Annotated in this window: 18 protein-coding genes and 1 pseudogene; 7 read left to right on the plus strand and 12 right to left on the minus strand. The window is 71.4% G+C overall.

Translation table 11 applies throughout. The annotated features are described in order from the left end of the window. Positions 1-61 precede the first annotated feature (61 nt). Genes STRAU_RS08850 through STRAU_RS08870 form a run of 5 tightly spaced genes read right to left on the minus strand, consistent with a single transcriptional unit; the run spans position 62 to position 4,458 of the window. The gene (locus STRAU_RS08850) at positions 62-1,108 is read right to left on the minus strand and encodes an amidohydrolase family protein (RefSeq protein WP_016639929.1); all 1,047 of its coding nucleotides are present in this window, start codon (positions 1,106-1,108) and stop codon (positions 62-64) included. Then, the gene (locus tag STRAU_RS08855) at positions 1,105-1,923 is read right to left on the minus strand and encodes an ABC transporter permease (protein WP_016639930.1); all 819 of its coding nucleotides are present in this window, start codon (positions 1,921-1,923) and stop codon (positions 1,105-1,107) included. The genes STRAU_RS08850 and STRAU_RS08855 overlap by 4 nt, the downstream gene beginning before the upstream one ends. After that, positions 1,920-2,714: an ABC transporter ATP-binding protein gene (locus STRAU_RS08860; RefSeq protein WP_016639931.1), complete on the minus strand. Its 795-nt coding sequence runs from the start codon at positions 2,712-2,714 to the stop codon at positions 1,920-1,922. The genes STRAU_RS08855 and STRAU_RS08860 overlap by 4 nt, the downstream gene beginning before the upstream one ends. Then, a complete protein-coding gene (locus STRAU_RS08865) occupies positions 2,711-3,517 on the minus strand; it encodes an ABC transporter permease (protein WP_016639933.1) in 807 nt (268 codons plus the stop codon). The genes STRAU_RS08860 and STRAU_RS08865 overlap by 4 nt, the downstream gene beginning before the upstream one ends. Next, positions 3,514-4,458, minus strand: coding sequence for an ABC transporter substrate-binding protein (locus STRAU_RS08870; protein ID WP_016639932.1), 945 nt, complete (start codon positions 4,456-4,458; stop codon positions 3,514-3,516). Before STRAU_RS08870 ends, STRAU_RS08865 begins: the two co-directional genes overlap by 4 nt. Before the next feature lie 265 nt (positions 4,459-4,723). Between STRAU_RS08870 and STRAU_RS08875 the strand changes: the two genes are divergently transcribed. Further along, a complete protein-coding gene (locus STRAU_RS08875; protein WP_259299865.1) occupies positions 4,724-5,737 on the plus strand; it encodes a LacI family DNA-binding transcriptional regulator in 1,014 nt (337 codons plus the stop codon). A gap of 8 nt (positions 5,738-5,745) precedes the next feature. Here STRAU_RS08875 and STRAU_RS08880 read toward each other — a convergent pair whose 3' ends face one another. Beyond that, the gene (locus STRAU_RS08880) at positions 5,746-6,183 is read right to left on the minus strand and encodes a MarR family winged helix-turn-helix transcriptional regulator (protein WP_037658265.1); all 438 of its coding nucleotides are present in this window, start codon (positions 6,181-6,183) and stop codon (positions 5,746-5,748) included. Between the two features lie 114 nt (positions 6,184-6,297). Between STRAU_RS08880 and STRAU_RS08885 the strand changes: the two genes are divergently transcribed. Further along, complete coding sequence (locus STRAU_RS08885) at positions 6,298-7,794, plus strand: MFS transporter (protein WP_016639936.1); 1,497 nt, start codon at positions 6,298-6,300, stop codon at positions 7,792-7,794. 48 nt (positions 7,795-7,842) lie between these two features. On the opposite strand, the gene STRAU_RS08890 is transcribed toward STRAU_RS08885, so the two are convergent. Further along, positions 7,843-8,730: an NAD(P)-dependent oxidoreductase gene (locus STRAU_RS08890; protein WP_016639938.1), complete on the minus strand. Its 888-nt coding sequence runs from the start codon at positions 8,728-8,730 to the stop codon at positions 7,843-7,845. Between the two features lie 174 nt (positions 8,731-8,904). Between STRAU_RS08890 and STRAU_RS08895 the strand changes: the two genes are divergently transcribed. Next, positions 8,905-9,483: a TetR/AcrR family transcriptional regulator gene (locus tag STRAU_RS08895; protein ID WP_016639937.1), complete on the plus strand. Its 579-nt coding sequence runs from the start codon at positions 8,905-8,907 to the stop codon at positions 9,481-9,483. 268 nt (positions 9,484-9,751) lie between these two features. Here the strand turns inward: STRAU_RS08895 and STRAU_RS44425 are convergent. Next, a pseudogene (locus STRAU_RS44425) lies at positions 9,752-10,792 on the minus strand (DUF6545 domain-containing protein); the annotation flags it as partial. Beyond that, a complete protein-coding gene (locus STRAU_RS08910) occupies positions 10,792-11,427 on the minus strand; it encodes a hypothetical protein (RefSeq protein WP_016639940.1) in 636 nt (211 codons plus the stop codon). The gene STRAU_RS08910 and the pseudogene STRAU_RS44425, both read right to left, overlap by 1 nt. Before the next feature lie 530 nt (positions 11,428-11,957). Between STRAU_RS08910 and STRAU_RS08915 the strand changes: the two genes are divergently transcribed. Continuing rightward, positions 11,958-12,641 carry a helix-turn-helix transcriptional regulator gene (locus STRAU_RS08915; RefSeq protein WP_037658269.1) on the plus strand — a complete coding sequence of 228 codons (684 nt, stop codon included), beginning with the start codon at positions 11,958-11,960 and terminating at the stop codon, positions 12,639-12,641. 688 nt (positions 12,642-13,329) lie between these two features. Further along, complete coding sequence (locus STRAU_RS08920) at positions 13,330-13,782, plus strand: NUDIX domain-containing protein (RefSeq protein ID WP_037658318.1); 453 nt, start codon at positions 13,330-13,332, stop codon at positions 13,780-13,782. 252 nt (positions 13,783-14,034) lie between these two features. Here the strand turns inward: STRAU_RS08920 and STRAU_RS08925 are convergent, their stop codons facing one another. The 3 genes from STRAU_RS08925 to STRAU_RS08935 form a co-directional block, all read right to left on the minus strand. Continuing rightward, positions 14,035-14,553 carry a hypothetical protein gene (locus tag STRAU_RS08925; protein ID WP_016639943.1) on the minus strand — a complete coding sequence of 173 codons (519 nt, stop codon included), beginning with the start codon at positions 14,551-14,553 and terminating at the stop codon, positions 14,035-14,037. Between the two features lie 446 nt (positions 14,554-14,999). Next, entirely contained in the window at positions 15,000-15,980 is a 981-nt protein-coding gene (locus STRAU_RS08930; protein ID WP_037658273.1) for an MBL fold metallo-hydrolase, read from the minus strand. Between the two features lie 2 nt (positions 15,981-15,982). Next, entirely contained in the window at positions 15,983-16,942 is a 960-nt protein-coding gene (locus STRAU_RS08935; RefSeq protein WP_016639945.1) for a helix-turn-helix domain-containing protein, read from the minus strand. A 192-nt stretch (positions 16,943-17,134) separates the two neighbouring features. Between STRAU_RS08935 and STRAU_RS08940 the strand changes: the two genes are divergently transcribed. Beyond that, the gene (locus tag STRAU_RS08940; RefSeq protein WP_016639946.1) at positions 17,135-17,917 is read left to right on the plus strand and encodes a helix-turn-helix domain-containing protein; all 783 of its coding nucleotides are present in this window, start codon (positions 17,135-17,137) and stop codon (positions 17,915-17,917) included. A 114-nt stretch (positions 17,918-18,031) separates the two neighbouring features. Further along, positions 18,032-18,736 carry a 3-oxoacyl-ACP reductase FabG gene (fabG, locus tag STRAU_RS08945; RefSeq protein ID WP_016639947.1) on the plus strand — a complete coding sequence of 235 codons (705 nt, stop codon included), beginning with the start codon at positions 18,032-18,034 and terminating at the stop codon, positions 18,734-18,736. Positions 18,737-18,961: the final 225 nt, after the last annotated feature.

Below are 18,961 nucleotides of genomic sequence, written 5' to 3' on the forward strand. Positions count from 1 at the left end.
CTTTCTCCTGTCGGATTCCCCGTTTCCCGGCTGCCTTTCGGCCGTGGCGCGGCGCCCGCGGTCAGGGCAGCCGCATCAGGCGCCTGATCGTCCCGTGGTAGATCCGCGCACGCGCGGCGTCCGTCAGATCGAGCCCGTCGAGGACGCGGATCGTCTCGCGGATGTACAGCGGGCCGCCCTCGGGGTCGAAGGGGCAGTCCGTGCCGAACACGACGTGGTCGGTGCCGAAGAAGTCCAGGCCGCACCGCGTGCCGATGGCGGACCCCGACAGCGCGGTGTCGGCGTAGAAGCGGCGGAAGTAGTCCAGCGGCCGCCGCGGCAGCCGCTCGCGGCGCAGGCGCGCGAACTCCTCGCCCGCGGTGCGGCTGCCGAGCTGGTCGCTCCAGCCGAGGCCGATCCTGCCCTCCAGGTACGGGATCATCGCCCCCAGATGATGGGTGATGATCTTGATGTCCGGGTGCCGCTCCAGGAGGCCGGAGAAGACGAGGCGGGCCATGGCGACACTGGTCTCGTAGGGCCAGCCGAGCGCCCACCAGATCTCGTACGCGGAGGTGTCCTCGGTGGCGTAGTCCGCGAAGGCGGCGCTGCGGGTCGGATGCATCCAGATCGGCAGGTCCCGCCGCGCCATCTCGTCGAACACGGGCCGGAACGCCGGATCGTCCAGCGGCCGCCCGTTGACGTTGGTGAAAACTTGCACGCCCCGGGCGCCCAAGTCGTCGATGGCGTGGGCGAGTTCGAGCATCGTCGCGTCCGGGTTGTTCATCGGGAGCGAGGCGACGAACGCGGGGAAGCGGTCGGGGTGGCGTTCGCACAGCTCGCGCATCGACGTGTTGGCGAGGCGGGCGAGGGCCGCGGACTCGGAGGGCCCCGCGAGCAGTTCGATCGGTGGTGAGGACAGGGTGAGCACCTGCTGGTAGCCGTCGCCGAACTCGTCCATCATCCGCAGCCGCGCGTCGAGATCGTGCAGCGCGGACAGTTCGAGCCAGCGCTTGAGCGCGCCCGCGTCGACGGCGAGTTCACGCATGCGCGCGAAATACGGTGCGGGCAGGATGTGGCTGTACGCGTCGATCTTGCTGCCGCTCATCGGTATCCCCTCGTTGCTGTTCATCGGTGTCCCCTCGATGTCTTCGGAACCCAGCGGGTGACCCTGCGGTCGACGGCCTGGACGAGGGCGACGGCCCCCAGCGCCACAGCGATCACGACCAGGAGCACGGCGAGGACGCTCGCGCTGTCGAAGCGCCCGCCCGCCTCGGTGACGATGTGGCCGAGGCCCACGACCGCGATGAACATCTCGCCGTTGATCATGCCGGTGACGGCACGGCCGACACCGAGCCGGGCACCGGCCATGATCATGGGCGCGGCGGCCGGCAGCATGACGCGCAGCAGCACCTGCACCTCGCCCGCGCCGTAGGAGCGCGCCATCTCGACCAGGTGCGCGGGCACGGACCGGATCGCGGCGGCGGTGTTGACGATGACGACGAACATCGCGTACGTCACCACCACCGCGACGATCGCGCCGCGGCCCGCCCCGAACAGGGAGAAGAAGACCGGCGCGAAGACCAGCGACGGCGCGGTGAGCAGCGCGTACACGTACACGCCGAGCGCGGCCTCGACCTTGCGGAACCGGCCCATGGCCACGCCGACGACGAGACCGCCGACGAGGGAAATGACAAGCCCGAGGGCCAGGTTGACCAGGCTGTCGCGCAGGGCGGGGAGGATCGTGCCGTCGCCCGTCAGCTCGGCGAGGCGGGCGAGGACCGTACTGATCGGAGGGAAGAAGGACGCGTCCGCGAGCCGTCCGGTGAGTTCCCACGCCGCGGCCCCCGCGGCCAGGGCGACCGGCGCGGCCGGGACGTGCGCGAGGCCGTGGCGGACCTTCACGACGTCGCTGCGGACCTTCACGACGCCGTCCCGGGCGTTCACGAGGCCGCCCCGGCCGGGCGGTGCTCCGCGTGCATGGCGCGGAGCCGGTCCCACAAGTACGCCGTGATCTCGGCGTACTCGCCGGACTTCCCGAGGGCTCCGACGTCGCCGGCGCGAGGCCGTGGCAGGCCCACGGGCACGATGTCGGCGATCCGCCCCGGGCGGGCGCTCATCAGGACGACGCGGTCGCCGAGGAGCACGGCCTCCTCCATGCTGTGGGTGACGAACACGACGGTCGGCCGGTGCTCCTCCCAGATCGAGAGCAACTCCTCCTGGAGCAGCCGCCGGGTCTGCTCGTCGACCGCGCCGAACGGCTCGTCCATGAGCAGCACCCGAGGCCGTACGGCGAGGGCGCGGGCGATGCCCACGCGCTGCTGCATGCCGCCGGAGAGCTCGCCGGGCAGCTTGGACTCGAAGCCCGTCAGGCCCACCGTGGCGATCAGCGAGCGCGCGCGTTCCTCGCGCTCGGCCCGGCCGACGCCGCGCATTCGCAGGCCGAAGGCGACGTTGTCGAGGACGGTCGCCCAGGGCAGCAGCGCGAAGTCCTGGAAGACCACGCTGCGGTCGGGCCCCGGCCCGCGCACCGGCGCGCCGTCGACGAGGATGTCGCCGTCGTCCCAGGGGACGAGCCCGGCGACGGCCTTCAGCAGGGTCGTCTTGCCGCAGCCGCTGGGGCCGAGCACGGTCAGGAACTCGTGCGCGCCCACGTCGAGGTCGACGTCGCGCAGCGCCGCGACGGTGCTGCCGTCCTGTCCGGTGAAGCTCTTGCCCAATCCACGGATCTTGATCACTGGGCGCCTCCTGTCGTCTGCGTACGGGCCCATCGAGTCAGTTTTCGTTCGGCCCACCGCGCGACGGAGATCAGCAGGAGCGCCTCCGCCAGGATGATCACGATGGTGCCGTAGAGCAGCGGCGCCTTGAGCAGGCCGCGGTAGGTGAGGATCAGTCCGCCCAACCCGTCGGAGACCATGAGCAGTTCCACGATGACCATGCCGGTGACCGCACGGCCGATGCCGAGCCGAACGCCCGTCATGATCGCCGGGAGCGCGCCGGGCAGCAGGATCCGCGCCCAGATCTGCCGCTCGCCGGCGCCGAACGAGCGGGCCATCTCGATGAGCGAGGGGTCCACCTGCCGGACGCCGGTACGGCTGTTCACCACCACCATCACGATCGAGAAGACCGCGACGAGCAGGACGCGTGAGGCCAGGCCGACCCCCACCGACATGACGAGCAGCGGAATGATCGCCGCCATCGGCGTGACGAGCAGGATGTTGAGGTAGACGTCGGCGTACCGCTCGACGAGCCGGAACCGGCCGAGGACGATGCCAGCGGGGACACCGGCGACGACGGCGATGCCGAAGCCGAGCGCCAGCGCCTGGTTGCTGACGTACAGGGCCCGCCACAGCTCCGCCTCGCCGAGCAGGTCGACCGTGGCCCGGGCCGTCTCGGCGAAGCCGGGCAGGAGGAGGCCGCCCCGCTGCCGGGCGTAGAGCTCCCAGACCGCGGCGAAGAGCGCGAACGTCAGGAGCTGGTAGGGCCAGTTGGCGTCGAGGATCCGCCGCAGCGGCGCCCGGGGCGCCGGCGCGGCGCTCATGCCGCCTCCCGGACGAAGCTGAGGTCGGCCGCGTCCCGCGTGGTCATGCCCCGTCCGATCACGCCGGCGCGGGCGAAGAAGTCGATGGTGCCCTGGACGTTCTGCCGCGTCAGAGCCGCCGCGTCGAAGAGCTCCGCGTCGCTGTACCGGCGGGCGACGCGGGCCACGTCCTCCTGGTCCTCCTCCGGCAGATAGGTGTCCACCAGATCCACGAGGTGCTGGGGGTCGGCGTTGATCCTGGCGTGCTCCCGCACCAGCGCGGTGACGAACGCCTGGGCCACGGGGCGGTGTTCGGAGAGGAACGAGGAGTTCGCGTACACGGTCTGCGGATGCAGGTTCGGTAAGGTCTCGGCGAAGTCGACGACCTTGGTGAGGCCGGACGTGCCCGAGGACTCCAGGGCGACCGCGTCGGAGATCTCCAGCGGCGTCGCGTCGATCTCCCCCGAGGCGAGGGCCTGGGCGCGCACGTCCGAGCCGCCGATCGTGAGGTAGCGGGGCCGCTCGCCGGCACCGCACTCGGCGCCCACCCAGTCCTTGGCGATGGCCGTCGCCACCGCGCCCTGACTGAAGATCCCGAACGGGCGGCCCTCCAGGTCGGCGCAGGACGTGATGCCGGGCTTGCCGTAGAGCGCCCACTGGTTGCCGACGGCATCGGCGATGATCTTGATGGGGGCGCCCTGTTCGATGGCGCTGAGCGCCGGCCCCGTCGCCTCCGCCGAGATGGCGTAGTCGCCCTGGGCGAGGCCCTCGACGGCCAGCTCGGGCTCGGCCAGTTCGACGACGTCGACCTTGTGGCCCTCGCGGCGGACGGCGTCGAGGGCCGCCAGGATCGGCACGGTCGTGAGGTCCGGTTCGACGACCGCCACGGTGAACGAGAGCGTCCCGTCCGCCCGGGTCTGGGTGCCGGTGCCGCCGCAGGCGGTGGCGGTCGCGGTCACCACGGACAGGACCGCGGCAGTGGTGAGGCGTTTCGCATGAGTCCAGGAGTGTGGACGTGTCCAGGCCGGCATGGCTTCCTCCAAGGTCATCGGTTAGGAAAACGTATTCCTTTTCGAGGATGCTAGCGACCCGGAACGCGGAATCGTCAAGTGCCAAGTCCGGCTAATCGCCGGATAGTTGCACGCCCGCGTTGCTAACCAGGCGCGATCTGTGGCAAGTTGGGGAAAACGTTTCCCGGATTCTGTGGGGTGGGCTGTGAGTTCACTGGTGGACGTCGCTCGGGAGGCCGGCGTGGCCGTCGCCACCGCCTCGCGTGTGCTGAGCGGATCCGACCATCCCGTCTCGGCCAGGACGCGCGCCAAGGTCCTGGCGGCCGCCGCGAAGCTGGAGTATTCGCCGAGCGCCCTGGCGCGCGCGATGGTCTCGCCCCACAGCGGCCTGGTCGGCGTCCTGGTGAGCGACATCGTCAACCCGTACTTCGCCGTCATCGCCCGCGGCGTGGACGACGTGGCGACGCGCGCCGGTTACGTCACCATGCTGTCCAACGTCGACCGGCGCACCGACACGGAGATCGGCCGGTTGCGGGCCATGCGGGACTACCGCGCCGCCGGAGTGATCTTCGCGGGCAGCGGCTACGTCGACGACCCGCGGACGCCGGACCTCGTCAAGGCCGTCAGCCGGGCGCGGGAGGAGGGCATCCGCGCCGTGTCACTGGCCGACCGCGACCTCGGCTGCCCCACCATCACCGTCGACAACCGCGCCGCCGCCCACGACATCACCGATCACCTCGTCTCGCTCTGCCACCGCCGGATCGCGTTCATCGAGGGACCGCCCGGCATGACCGTCACCCAGCACCGCCGGGACGGATTCCTCGCCGCCATGAGCACCGCGGGCCTCGCCGAGGGCGCGCACTGCGTGCCGGGCGGCTTCGATTTCGAGGCCGGGCACGCCGCGGCCGTGCGGCTCATGGCGCGCCCGCCGCTGCCCGACGCCGTCCTCGCGGCCAACGACGAGGTCGCGGTCGGCGCGCTGAGCGCCCTGCGGCAGGCGGGCATCGACGTGCCCGGCGAGATCTCCGTCGCGGGCATCAACGACCTCAGGGTCGCCCAGCACGTCGGTCTGACCACGGTGAGCCTTCCGCTGTACGAGATGGGCTCCATGGCCGCCCGCCACATCGTCGAGTCGGCGCAGGGTGAGGACGCGGGCGACTCCGCGACCACCACGCTCAGCCATCGCCTCATTACCAGGGAGACCACGGCCCGCCGCACATCCACCGCCTGACGGCCGGGTCAGGCGTCCGCGGGGCCGGGCGTGAAGACGCGGTCCAGCAGGGCGTACAGCGTGGCCCGGTCGTCGGCGTCGAGGGTGGCCAGGCCCGCCAGGGTGGTGTGCATGGAGGCGCGGATCGCGTCGATGGCGTGCTCGCCCTCGGGGGTGAGGACGACGTTCTTGACGCGGCGGTCGCCGGGGCTGGGTTCGCGGCGGACCAGGCCGCGCTTCTCCAGCCGGTCGACGATGCCCGTCATGTTGGAGGCGTCGCAGGCCAGCGTCTCGGCGAGCACGCGCATCGCGGCGGGGCCGCGGCGCAGCACGCTGAGGGTCTTGCCCTGGCTGGCCGTGAGGTTCTCGCGGGCGGCCGCGGCCGTGAAATCGCCGTAGTAGGCGCCGAGCGACACCGAGAGCAGCTCCATGAGCTGGCCCGTGCCGACGCGCGGGTGTCCTGGCATGTGATCCACCTTACGCCCAGAAACTTGACCATCTCAAATATTGACGTCTACCGTAAAGGCATTACTTGAAGTTCTCAAGCTTCTAGGTTCTTAAGTAGTTGGGAAAGAGTTTCCGTGTCTCACGCACAGCACACGGCGACCGCTCGGCCCTCCGGACAGACCGCGGTCGTCCTGGTGCTCGGGCTCGCCGCCATGGTCGTCTCGATGATGCAGACGCTGGTCGTCCCGATCCTCGGGATCATCCAGAGCGAACTGGACGCCACCACCGCCAACGTGAGCTGGGTGACCACCGCCACGCTGCTGTCCGCCGCCGTCTTCACACCCCTGCTCGGCCGCTTCGGCGACCAGCACGGCAAGAAGCCGACCCTGGTCGGCGTGCTGCTCGTGATGATCGCCGGTTCGGTGCTCGCCGCCACCACGACCTCGCTGACCTGGCTCATCGTCGGCCGCGTGATGCAGGGCGCGGCGACCGCGATCTTCCCGCTCGCCCTGTCCGTGCTGCGTGAGGAGATCAGGCCGGAGAAGCTCCACGGCGCGATGGCCCTGGTCAGCGGCACGCTCGCGTTCGGCAGCGGGCTCGCCCTGGTCGGCGCGGGACTCCTCACCCAGGGCTCAGACCCGGACTACCACCGGGTCTTCTGGCTCGCGGTCGTGCTCGCCGTGGTGGCCCTCGTCGGCGTGCTGTTCGTCGTCCCCGCGTCGCGTACGAAGACGGGCGGACGCACCGACTGGCTGGGCGCGCTCACGCTGGCGGCCCTCCTCGTCCTGCTGCTCCTGCCGATCTCGCAGGGCCACGAGTGGGGCTGGACGTCCGGCCGCGTACTCGGCAGCTTCGCCGCCGCCGTCGTGATGGCGGGCGTGTGGGTGTTCACCGAGAAGAAGGTGAAGGAGCCGATGGTGGACATGGAGATGTTCACCCACCGCCCCGTGCTCTTCACCAACCTGGCCGGACTGCTGCTCGGCTTCGCGATGTTCGCCCAGTTCATCGGCGTCTCGTACCTCGTGCAGATGCCCGAGGAGCTGGCCGGTTACGGCTTCGGCGCCTCCGTGCTCGACGCCTCGGTCGTGTACTTGCTGCCGACCACGCTCGTCTCGCTCGTGGGCGCCCAGTTCGGCGGTGTGCTGGTCCGCCGGATCGGGGCGCGCGTCACGCTGGCCGCCGGAGCGTGCTTCGGCGTGCTCGGCTTCGCCTGGCTGACCCTGGCGCACGACAGCACCGTCTCGGTGATCGGCGCGGGCATGGTCGTCGGTCTGGCGATCAGCTTCGGCTATGCCTCCATGCCGGCGCTCATCGTCGCCAGCGTCCCGGCCCACCAGACCGGCATCGCCAACGGCATCAACTCCATCTCCCGCTCGGTCGGCAGTGCCGTCGCCAGCGCGATGATCACGTCGCTCCTCGCGTCCAAGACCATCGAGCTTCCGGCCGGGATGCCCGCGCTGCCGGAGGAGAGCCAGTTCACCCTCAGCTTCGCCATCGCCGGAGCGGCCTTCGTGCTGGTCGCGGCCGTCTCCCTGCTCGGACTCAAGGCAGCGCACGCGCCTCGTACGCCCGTACTGAAGAAGGTGGCGGAGTCGGCCGAGTCGGAGACCCCTGAGCGCGCCGGGGTCTGAACCGGACGCGGCTGCTGAAGCAAGCGACGGGACCGGCCCGGTCACCCCTCAGGTGGCCGGGCCGGTCCCGTCCGTCCGGGCCTCGATCGCCCGCAGCACCGCCACCATGTCCAGGCCGCCGTGCCCCAGCGCCACCGTGTCGGCGAACAGCGCGTGGCAGACGTCGAGGAGCGGCGAGGCCACGCCGGACGACCGCGCCGCCTCGGCGACGAGCCGGTTGTTCATGAGGACGTCCAGGGCGGCCGCCTGCACCCCGAAGTCCCCGGCCAGCAGCTTCGGCGTCTTCATCCGTGAGACGCCGCTCGCCATCGGCCCGGCGTCGAGCACGTCCAGGAACAGCTTCGTGTCCAGGCCCTGGCGTTCGGCGAAGTGGAACGACTCGGCGAGACCGGTGACCGTCGTGATCAGGAAGAGGTTCACCGCCAGCTTCATCAGCAGCGCGCCCGGCACCTGGCCGCACAGGAACGTCTCCTTGCACATGGGCTCGACGAACGGCCGCACCGCCGCCACGTCCTTTGGCTCACCCGCGAGCATCGCCACCAGCTGCCCCGACTCGGCCGGTTCGCGCGACCCGGACACCGGAGCCTCCACGTAGCGTCCGCCCGCCGCACGCACGTCGGCGGCCAGATCGCGCGAGTACTCGGGCGACGTGGTCCCCATGTGCACGATCGTCCGCCCCGCGACCCGCGTGCCGAACGCCTGCGTGTCCCGGCCGAGCGCCGAGTCGATCGCGGCCCCGTTGCCCAGCATGAGGACGACGACGGGCGCCTCCTCGAAGACCTCGTCGACGGTCGCCGCCACCCGCGCCCCGGCCTCGCGCAGCGGCGCGCATTTGGCGGGGGTGCGGTTCCAGACGATCAACCGCGTGCCGGACCGTGCCAGTTGGAGCGCCATGGGCTGTCCCATGACGCCCAGCCCCAGGAACCCCACGTCCATCGCGCACTCCCGTTCTGTGGCCCGCGGGGCCGTCGACCCGCCGTCTATGACAGCCGTCATAGTAGCGGGCGAAGTACGGTGCGGCCCAGGGAATTTCGCGTACGGCGCGGTGAGTGAGGTGGAGGCGGCCACGTGACGGCAGACGAGGCGGATGGGCGGAGCCCGCGCGAGCGGATGGTCTTCAGCGCGGCCCAGTTGATGCGCCGGGGCGGCGTCGGCGCCACCGGCATGCGGGACGTGGTGGCGCACGCGAGGGCGCCGCGGGGCTCCCTCCAGCACTACTTCCCCGGCGGCAAGGAGCAGTTGGTCAACGAGGCGGTGGGCTGGGCGGGCCGGTACGCGGCGGGGCGTGTCGCACGGTTCGTGGCGGGGATGGCCGAGCCGACGCCGAGCGGGCTGTTCGCCGCGATGGTGGGTCAGTGGACGGACGAGCTGGAGGCGGTGGGCGCCGCGTCCGGCTGCCCGGTGGCCGCGGCGGTGGTGGACTGCGCGGACGCGAGCGAGTCGACGCGGACGGCCGCGGCCGCGGCGTTCGCCGCCTGGACCGGGCCGGTGGCCCGGGCGCTCACCGACATGAACGTACCGGCCGCCCGTGCCGAGGCGCTCGCGACGCTCATGATCAGCACGGTGGAGGGGGCGCTGCTGATGGCCCGCGCCGAGGGGGATGTGCGTGCGCTGGCGACCGTGGCGCGGGAGTTGGGGCCACTCCTTGACGGGGCGGTCGGGGCGGTCGGGGCCGTGGACGGGGGGTGAGCCGCCCTGGCGGCGTACGGCGATGAGCCCGCCCGCGGGCGCGGCGCGAGCCGCCGCCTACCTCCGCCCCGCCCCCGCAGCCGACCGCTCCCGCCGCGCCATCGCCAGGGCCTCCAGCACGACCGGGTTGTCGAGGTGACGTGCCACCAGGACCAGGTGGGCGCGTTCCGCCGCGGCGGGCACGTCCTCTCCGGGCAGCGCCGCGAGCAGCATGTCGGAGTCCGTCGGCGGCCGGCCCTCGCCGCGTGCGTCGGCGGCGTACAGCAGGGTCGCCGCCGCCTGCGCCGCCAAGCAGGGTCGCCGCCGCCTGCGCCGCCACGAGATCGAAACCGAGGAGGCCGCGCCGGGCGAGCTGTTCCACGGCCCGGGCCGGGGCACTGCTCATCCAGGGGCTCAGGCTGCGGGCGCCGTCGCGGATCTCGACGAGCCTGCGGGAGAGGGCGATGCGGGTGTCCCAGCCGCCCCACAGCAGACCGGGGGCGAGGACGAGCCGGGGGTCGGCGCGCACGACGGTCTGCCACAGCGGGCGCAGGGTCTGGTGGTCGCGCCGCTCCTGCCGGCGGGCGGCGAGCGACAGGCGTACGAGGCTGCAGTGGGCGACGAGGCCGCTCACGGCGGTCGCCAGCCACGCGGCCTCCGCGAGTCCGTCGAGCCCCAGGCCGCACGCCGCGCCGATCATCGCCGCGGCGACGCAGCCGACATGGGCGAGTTCCAGGGCGATGGCCAGCGCGAACTCGCGGACGCACCGGCGCAGTCGAGGGGACAGCGGCGGCCCCTGCGGCGCCAGGAGCGCCCGGCAGCGCAGCACCGTGGCCCTGATGGCGACGATCAGCGCCGCGAAGGTGACGAGATGGAACGCGACGACCTGCGGGGAGTCCACATAGTCGGGTGCGAAGAGCAGCGGGCGTGTCCCGCCGGCGGGATCCGCCAGGGCGTAGAGGACCACCAGGGCGAGGATCGTGCCGGCGTAGAGCGGAGCCCAGGCGAGGACCGTGCGGCGCAGCGCGCCACCGCCGCGGTGCCCGGGATCCCACAGCATGGCCATCAGATGGGCGTGGCCGACGCAGAGCAGGCCCGCGGCGTTGCCGAGCAGGGCCGCCAGATGGGGAGCGCCGAAGGCGGCGTCGACGGCGCTGTACACGGCGGGCGTGCCCAGCAGGAACACGATGCCCGCGCTGAACAGGGACGACGCGGCGAGCCTGACGGGGAACGCCGGTTCGCGGCGGGCCGCGAGGGCCTTGCCGGCGGCGAGGGTGAAGGCGATCGCGGCGGCGGTCACGCCGACCACGGTCAGCAGCGTGTGCCACATCAGATGCCGGCGTGCCGGTTGGTGAAGGACGAGATGAGCGACCCGGCGTGGCTGCCCGCCTCGTCGAGGGACAGCATCAACAGGCCGACGGTGGCGAAGACTTCAGCCGACCACTCCTCGTCCTCCTCGTAGCCGGTACGAAACTGGGCGGGCCTGGTCAGCACCTCCCGTACCGCTTCGGCGGGGAGGGAGGGCATCTGCTCGGCCAGGACGTGCGGGTCGAGGACGTCGCAGGCGGTGACGGTGCCCGGATCCACGTCCGGCGTCCGGCCGCTGAGCAGGTGGTACAGCTCGTGCAACAGGACGTGCAGCCCCTGCCGTTCGCTGGTGTTGGCGGTGATGACGACGGTGTCCTCCGCGTCCCCCTGCACGCAGAACCCGCTGACGTGCGAGGGCAGGGGCAGTTTCAGGATGGTGATGGTCCTGCCGCGCTCGCGGGCGACGGCGTCGACGAGTTCCTGCAGCCCCTGGCCCGGCCGCAGACCGAGGTCGTCGTGGATGATGCGGACGGCCCGTCGGCGCGCCCTGGCCCAGGCGCGGCGTTTGCGCACGGCGGAGCGGATGCGGGTCGAGGTGTCGGCGACGAGCGCCGGGCCTGCGGTGCGCCACGCGATCGGGGCGCAGACGATCGGCACGGGTCAGCGCTCCCGGTTCGGGGCGGTGGCGGGCCCGGTGGCCCCGGCGCGCTCAACAGGAGGCGGTGGCACGGTCCTTCGTGGCCCGCGCGCGCCGTGTCCCGTGAGCGTCGGCCGGTCCGGCCCGCTCCGGCGCTCCGTCGCCGCTCTCCGGGCCGCCCCGGCTCGGTGCACCGCTCGCGCTCCGCGAGCCGGATCCGCGAGACACGGGACCTGTGCCCGTGCGCTGGCGCCTCTCATAGGCCGTTCACGCTCCCCGTCCCCTACGTGGCGGGCGTGTCTGCCCGCTGACCTGGGCAGGGACATTATCAGTCCGCCGCCGTGAGGGCTTGGTGAGGCCGCCGCCGGCCAACGGTCCAGGGCGGCCCTTGAATTGGGCCTGGGCGCTGGTCGGGCGCCGGAAACGCCCGAAAGTCGAACAGTGTACGGCGAGCATCGTGTCAACAATTGAAGACGACGCTGGCCGGAGACGGTTGAGGCGGATACCCTCAGGGCGCCCAACGAGTTCCGTGGCCCATGGAGACCTTCAGGTGAACGCAGCCGACCACCAACCGGCGCCCGGACCCGAGATCGCCCGTCTGCTGGGCGACATCGATGCCTACGCCCTGCGGCTGGGCACTTCGCGGGGCCGCCTCCTGGACGTCGTGCTCATCTCCCGCGCGACCGGTATCGAGCCGGAACGGGTGCGGGCCCTGCTGACGGGTGAACTCCCCGAGGAGGAGCCGCGGGAGAAGAACGCGCGCGAGACCTTCCGCAGGGCGCTGTTCCAGCAGCGGCTGCGCTTCCTGCAGCGGACCCGCCTCAAGGAGACTCCCGGGGGCAAGGAGCCGTACGGACTCAGGGAGATCTCGCGGGCCACCGGCATCTCCGCGCAGCACGTCTCGAACCTCCTCAACGGCGAACGTGGCGCGAATCACGACCACGCGGCCCGTCTGGAGCTCTTCTACGGGGTGCCGGAGGGCTTCTGCTCGCGCACCGAAGGCGCCGCGCTGATCACGTACTTGCGCCGCATGGTCAATGAGGACCTGCCGAAGCTGGCCACGCGGGCGGTGCTGCAGGAGCTGGGCGCGCGCTCGGTCGCCCTGCGCAGCACGGCCGACGGCGCGCAGATCGACACACTGCGGGACCTGCTCCCGGCCCTGGACGAGCTGGTCAAGGTGGTGCAGGGACGGAAGACGGACCGTGGTCAGGGTGGTGCCGGAAGGTGCCCGTAGCGAGCCCGTGCTACGCGCGTTGAGGTGCATCGAAGACCCTGAGGGGGGCATTCCGCGGGTTCATTGGCGGCGCACGCCCATGACATGCGTCGTTCTCAATCGTTGACACCGCCTGTGATAGTGCATCAGGATCTGTCTCACGCCGGAGCCGGGGGCAGGCTGGCTCTGACGAGGAACGAATCCTGCCCGGATGTTCCATTCGTCCGCATGAGCTGCTTCCGGAAATTCCCGCGTGGGGGCGGGGGACACCCGGAGGACAGTCATCGGTCCTGCTCATACCCCGGTCGGCGATGGTGCCGCGTCACAGTACAGCTGGGCTCGCCCGCCCAACTTCGGTGGCGTTCTCGGGGATTGGTCGGCCCCTGCGAATGGAACGAGCGTTTCGTCAGGTGATGCCAGGACCGTCGTGGCCCGAATCCGGACCACGGCGGGGCGGGGAGGAGCTATGAAGAGGTGGCGACACGTCTTTGCACCATGAGCTCCTTGGTGGTGCGGCCCATGGAAAGGCAGCGGACACAGTCCTCATCGGGGCGCGGGGGCGCTTTTGCCCGAGGGACTGGGACCCTGCCGGGAGCGAGCGATGCCCGTCCTCGCTCCCACTGGGCGGGGTTGGGGACCCCGCTCGCCGAGCCGCCCGATCCTGATGAGCCGTGCTCACGTCATGACGGGGCTAATTCAGGAAGATGCCATGGATGCTACTGCTACGTCCCTAGCCGCTTCGGCAGGGGCCATCATCGCCGATGAGCACGGCGATGTGTTGATGGTGAACCCGATGTACACGGCCTACTGGAATCTTCCCGGGGGCCATGTCGAGGCGGGGGAGAGCCCGAGCGCCGCCTGCGCCCGGGAGATCCGCTCGGAGCTCGGCCTGGACGTCGAGATGGGTGACCTTCTCGTGGTGGCCTGGGTCGACTCCGACGGGTGGATGCCGCGCGTGTACTACATCTTCGACGCCGGGGAGGTCACCGCCGAACAGCGGCGTGCCATCACCCTGCGCGAGGACGGCCCGGGGGAGTACCGCTTCGCGTCCCCCGAGCGGATCGACGCGTCGCTGATCCCGTCGTTCGTCAAGCCCATGTGGGAAGCAGCGCTCACCGCCCGCAAGGACAAGCGGCTGGTGTGCCTCGAAGTGGAGGTGTGAACAGCTTGACCGCTCACGCCAGGTGAGCGCGGCGCGAGCTGGGGACGACAGACGCCCGAACGAGAAGCACGGGAGAGATCCGAGCCGACCGGTCCCTGTCCCGAAGCCCCGCGCTCGCGCGAACGACCAGCAGCCGCCGCCCCGCCCGGGGCGGCGGCTGCTGCGCGCCCGGGGTTGCCGTCGCCGAGCGCCCGGCCCCTTCCGGGAGGCCGGGCGCACGGTCACGGTGCTGCTTGCCGGGTGGTTCCGGGCTCAGTACTTGGGGTTCTTCTTCCACTTCCCGAAGTGGCAGGTGTCTCCCGTACCCAGCCTGTCGTTCTGGCACACGGCGATGCGGATGCTGTGGAGCTTGTAGGAGGTTGTATAGCCTTTGACCGTCTTGCGCTCGCCGCCGCCCTGCCGGCAGGTGTAGTCATAGAGGCGGCTGTCGCCGGTCCTCACCTTGAGCTCGCCGTGCTTCTTGATCTTGAACTGCAGGAAGGTGAAGGCGTCCCACCCGTCGCAGCTGGTGTCGTTCACGTAGAGCTTGAACGGGCCGGTGCGGTTCTGCCCCTTCCACTTGAAGGTGGCGGACGCCTTGCCGATCCCCTTCTTCTTCGCCGTCACCTTGCCCTTCACCGGCGCCATCGCCCGACTGTCCTGGGCGGCCGCGGAGGCGGCACTGGTGGCGTGGGCCCCGGTGGCGGACTGCGCCGCCGCCGTGCTCACGCCGCCGGTGGCGAGCAGGGCCGCGGCCCCCACGCCGATGAGGGCCTTCCGAGCGGAGTGCATCTGTGTTCCCCGTTCCGCACCGCAGTTGTGGGGCCGGTGCGCCTTCCCCCTTGATGCGTACACGCTGCCGCGTGCAGGGGAAGGGGGGACAGGGCTTTCGGGCAGGGCCGAAACACGCGTCAGGGGTCCGCCGGTGGCCCCGGGCGGCCGAGCCGCTCGTACGCGGGCATGAGAATGCCGCCGCCGGGGGGTGGCGACGGCATTCGTTGCCGGGTCGGCAGTGCCCTGCCTCGCCGGCGGTTCACCAAGCGATGGGGAGAACCGTGCTCGGTGCCGGTCGGCGCTCATCCGACCTGGGTCGGCGCGCCCACACGAGAACCCCATCCTGTCTGCGATCCCCGCGCAACTCGACTGCGCCGCAAGGCCGTTCGGCGTTTCGGCGAGTGGAATTCGCGGTGCCCGGATTCCGGCCGCCGAAATGGCGGCCGGGGCCCGGGAGACGTCCGTCAGCCGGCCTGGGGCACCGCGGCGACACCGTCGCGGTGCCAGGCGATGCGTGAGCACGCGTCCATCAGGGCCAGGATGTCGGGCTCGGAATCGTCGCGGTCGAGGTGCCGGAACTCGGACGCCAGCGTGATGACCAGGCGCTCCGGAAGGTGCAGCCCCGGATAGCGGTCCTCCTCGATCAGGTGCCGCGCGGCCGCCGTCGGCGAGAGGCCGCGCGCGTGCAGGGTCCGTGCCTGCTCGGCCAGGTCCCGCAGATACCGGACGTGGGCCCGCAGCCCGTCCGGGTCGAGCACCGGACCGTGGCCCGGAACGACGAGGTCCGGCTCCCAGTCGAGAATGCGCTCGCAGGCGCCGATCACGCTCCCCAGCGGCCCCGCCCAGTGGCACACGTGGTCGCCGGCGAAGACGACGTCACCGGCGAACACGACCCGCTGCTCGGGCAGTCGTACGACCATGTCGCCGACGGTATGCGCGGGCCCCACCTCGTACAGCTCCACGGGCATGTCGCCCACCAGGAGATCCATGCGGTTCCGGAAGGTCCTCGTGGGCTTCTGCACGGTGATCCCGGCGAAGTCGAACCGCCCGAAGTGCCGGCGGAAGTACCAGCCGAGGGGCTGCTCCGGGTCGGTGTCCTCGACGAGGTGGCGCAACTGCTCCGGGGACGGCTCGAAGCACTGGTGCTCCAGCGTGCGGTGCGTGGCGACGATCTCGGCTCCGGTCACCCGCTGGTTGCCCCAGCCGTGGTCGCCGTTGCCGTGCGTCGTCAGGACGGCGGAGATGTCGGCGCCGGGCCCGGCGACCTCGCGGGCCGCGGCGAGGAAGTCGTCGGTGAGGCTCAGCGTGTACGGCGTGTCGATCAGGACCGACTGGCCGCCCGCGGTGAGCAGTCCGCAGTTGGCGAGACCCCAGCTGCCGGTCGACCCGGGGGACCAGACGTGGACACCGGGAGCTATGGGAAGCAGAGTCGGATCAGAGTTCATGGTCACGCATTCTCACCCGCGCGCGACCCTGGAAGCACGCCCGCCGGCTCGCCGGTGGCCGAGACGTGCCGTCCCGCCTCGGCGGGCTCCGCCGAGGTCGGTGCGAAGACGAGGAAGAAGAAGCGCGACCCCGGCGACTGGAGGGGCTGGGCCGTACACATCGTCACCGACCCGAGCACGGACGGGAGGTGCTGCGCGCAGCACCGGGTGACGCCCTCGCCGTCGACGCCGAGCGAGGCGACGCCGGCATGGCGCATGGGCCGCGCGTCACCGTCGGGGTGGACGTAGGCGACATTGTGCCGACGGTAGATGGGGCCCGCCACGGGATCGTCGTTGACCTCCTCGTCCAGCATCTGGAGGTCCTTGTTGTTCGGGTGGGCGGCATACGCGGTGCGCAATTGCGCGGCCACCTTGATGGCCCAGTTCGCCTCCCAGTCGACCAAATGGCATTCCCGCGCGTCTTCCCGGAGCAGCATCCAGCGCATCAGGTTGCGTTCCGGCAACTGGGGTGTGGTTCCCGGTACTTGCGGAAACATACGGACGAAATCGTCATTGCACGCCAGAACATTCCAAGCGACGTCATTGATGTAACAGGGCTGCCCCTTGACCCGGTGCACGGCCGTCAGCCACGCCGGACCCACATGCGTGCCCGCCATCGGGTCCATGGGGAACGGCGGCTCGTATCCGAGGGCGTACACGTACAGGGCGGTCCGTTCGGCCTCCCGCATCCGCAGCACCCTGGCCACGTTGTCGAGGAAGTTCGCCGAAGGCTGCGCCATCTCCCCGCGCTCCAGGAGCGCGTACGTCCGCTCGGACACGAACAGCTCCTGCGCCACGCGCGCCTGCGAAAGCCCCCGCGACCGGCGACCGCGCCCGGTGGGCCGGGGCGAGCCGAGTTCGGTGGGGCTTATCTGGCCGCGCTTGTACTGCAGCAACTGCTGCAGAGCCTCCTTGTTGTTCAATGTCTAACCTTTCCCCGCGCTGAAACAAACGGTCGAGCAGCCCGGACCGGAAGTCGAACTTCCTGTAAAACGCGGACCGGAAAATTCATGGCCTGGTGTTCCCCGTGATCCGGCGACGAGAATCGGATGCCGGATCTGAACACGCCCGTGGAAGGCACGGCGGTTCACTGTGCCCGCAAGGGGGAGTTCGCTGTGCTGCAACCGGTGGTCGCCACACCGGCGCGAGAACACGCCGGCAGCGCGGTGGCCCGGACCCTGGCGGTACTGCGGGCCCTGCGTGAACTCGGTCCGGGCGCACACCCGCTGGCGGTCGTCGCCGCGCAGGCGGGGCTGCCCGCGCCCACCACGCACCGGTATCTGCGGGCCCTCGCCAGGGAGGCGGCCGTAGAGCAGCGCGGTCCACGCGGCCACTACGCCCTGACGGAGACCTCGCACCGTTCCCCCCACCTCGTCGATGAGGTCACGGATACAAAAGTTGGTCAGACCTCGCCTGCACTGCGTGCTGAACTCGTCACTCTACAGTCACGTACGGGGCTGGTGTCGCTGCTGTACGCACCCCTGCTGGTGGGTGCCTCGCTGCGGTTCTGCACGGAACGCGCCGTCGGCGCCCACGCGGCGGCACTGCGGTCGGCCGCGCCCGGGGAACTGCGTCTCGTGTGGAGCGCGCCGCTCGACCACGACGCCGCGGGCCTGGCCATCCTCGCCTGCCTCGAAGGCGGGTCGGCGCCCGGGACCGGGCTCGACCGCGTCCGGGAACAGGGCTACGCCATCGGTCCCTCGCCCCTCGAGGGATGGGACTCCGTGGCCGCTCCCCTGTGGCGGGGGGCCGTGGTCGCCGGGTCCGTGGCACTTCTCGCCCCGCGAAGCCGGATGCGCGGCGCCGTGGCCCGCTCGCGCTGCGTGCACGCGCTGATGGACACCGCCGCACGGATGAGCGGTCAGCTCACGCGCTCGGGGGCCCGGCGTGCCTGCTGACGCGAGATCCTCCGCGCGCACCGTGGGTGCGGGCCACGCACACCATCGCCTCGCCAGGGGCACACACGCCACCACCGCCGGAGACGACAGCGCTCCCGACCAGAAAGGTTCCCTGTGCCCCGCTCAGTTCTGATCACCGGAGGCAGCCGAGGCATCGGCCTTGCCATCGCCCGCACGATGCGGGCGGCCGGTGACCGTGTCGCCGTCACCTACCGCACCGGCGAGCCGCCCGAGGGCCTGTTCGGTGTGCGCTGCGACGTGACGGACGCGGACCAGGTCGACCTCGCCTTCAAGGAGGTGGAGGAGGAGCAGGGGCCGGTGGAGGTCCTGGTGGCCTGCGCGGGCGTCACGAACGACAAGCTGCTCATGCGGATGACCGAGGACGACTTCACCTCCGTCCTCGACACGAACCTCACGGGCGTCTTCCGCGTCGCCAAGCGGGCGACCCGCGGCATGCTCCGGGCGCGCTCCGGTCGCATCGTGGTGATCTCCTCGGCCGTGGGCCTGCGCGGCGAGGCGGGCCAGGCCAACTACGCCGCGTCCAAGGCGGGCCTGGTCGGCTTCGCCCGGTCGCTCGCCCGTGAGCTGGGCTCGCGCGGCATCACGGTGAACGTGGTCGCGCCCGGTCTGACCGAAACGGCGATGAGCGAGAGCCTCACCGACGAGCAGCGCGAGGCCATGGTCCGGCAGATCCCGCTGGGCCGGCTCGCCGCGCCCGAGGAAGTGGCCGCCACGGTCGCCTTCGTCGCGTCACCCGAGGCCGGCTACATCACCGGCGCCGTCATCCCGGTCGACGGCGGCGCGGGCATGGGCCACTGAGAAGACCCCCCTGAGGAGACCCCACTGAGAAGACCCGCGCTGCCACACAGCGCGCACCGTCGCGGCGGCCGCCGACCCCGCCACGACGGCACGGGCCCACAACAGGGCCCGTACACAAGCTCGTTCGTCGCGGCCGACACGGGGGTGCGGCCGCGACGGGCGGAGCCTTGCCGGTCACACTTGCCGGTCACACCCTCAGAGCCTGTCTTCGAACTTGGCCTGAGA

It is taken from the genome of Streptomyces aurantiacus JA 4570, assembly GCF_000414115.1.
In the GTDB taxonomy this organism is placed as follows: domain Bacteria; phylum Actinomycetota; class Actinomycetes; order Streptomycetales; family Streptomycetaceae; genus Streptomyces; species Streptomyces aurantiacus_A.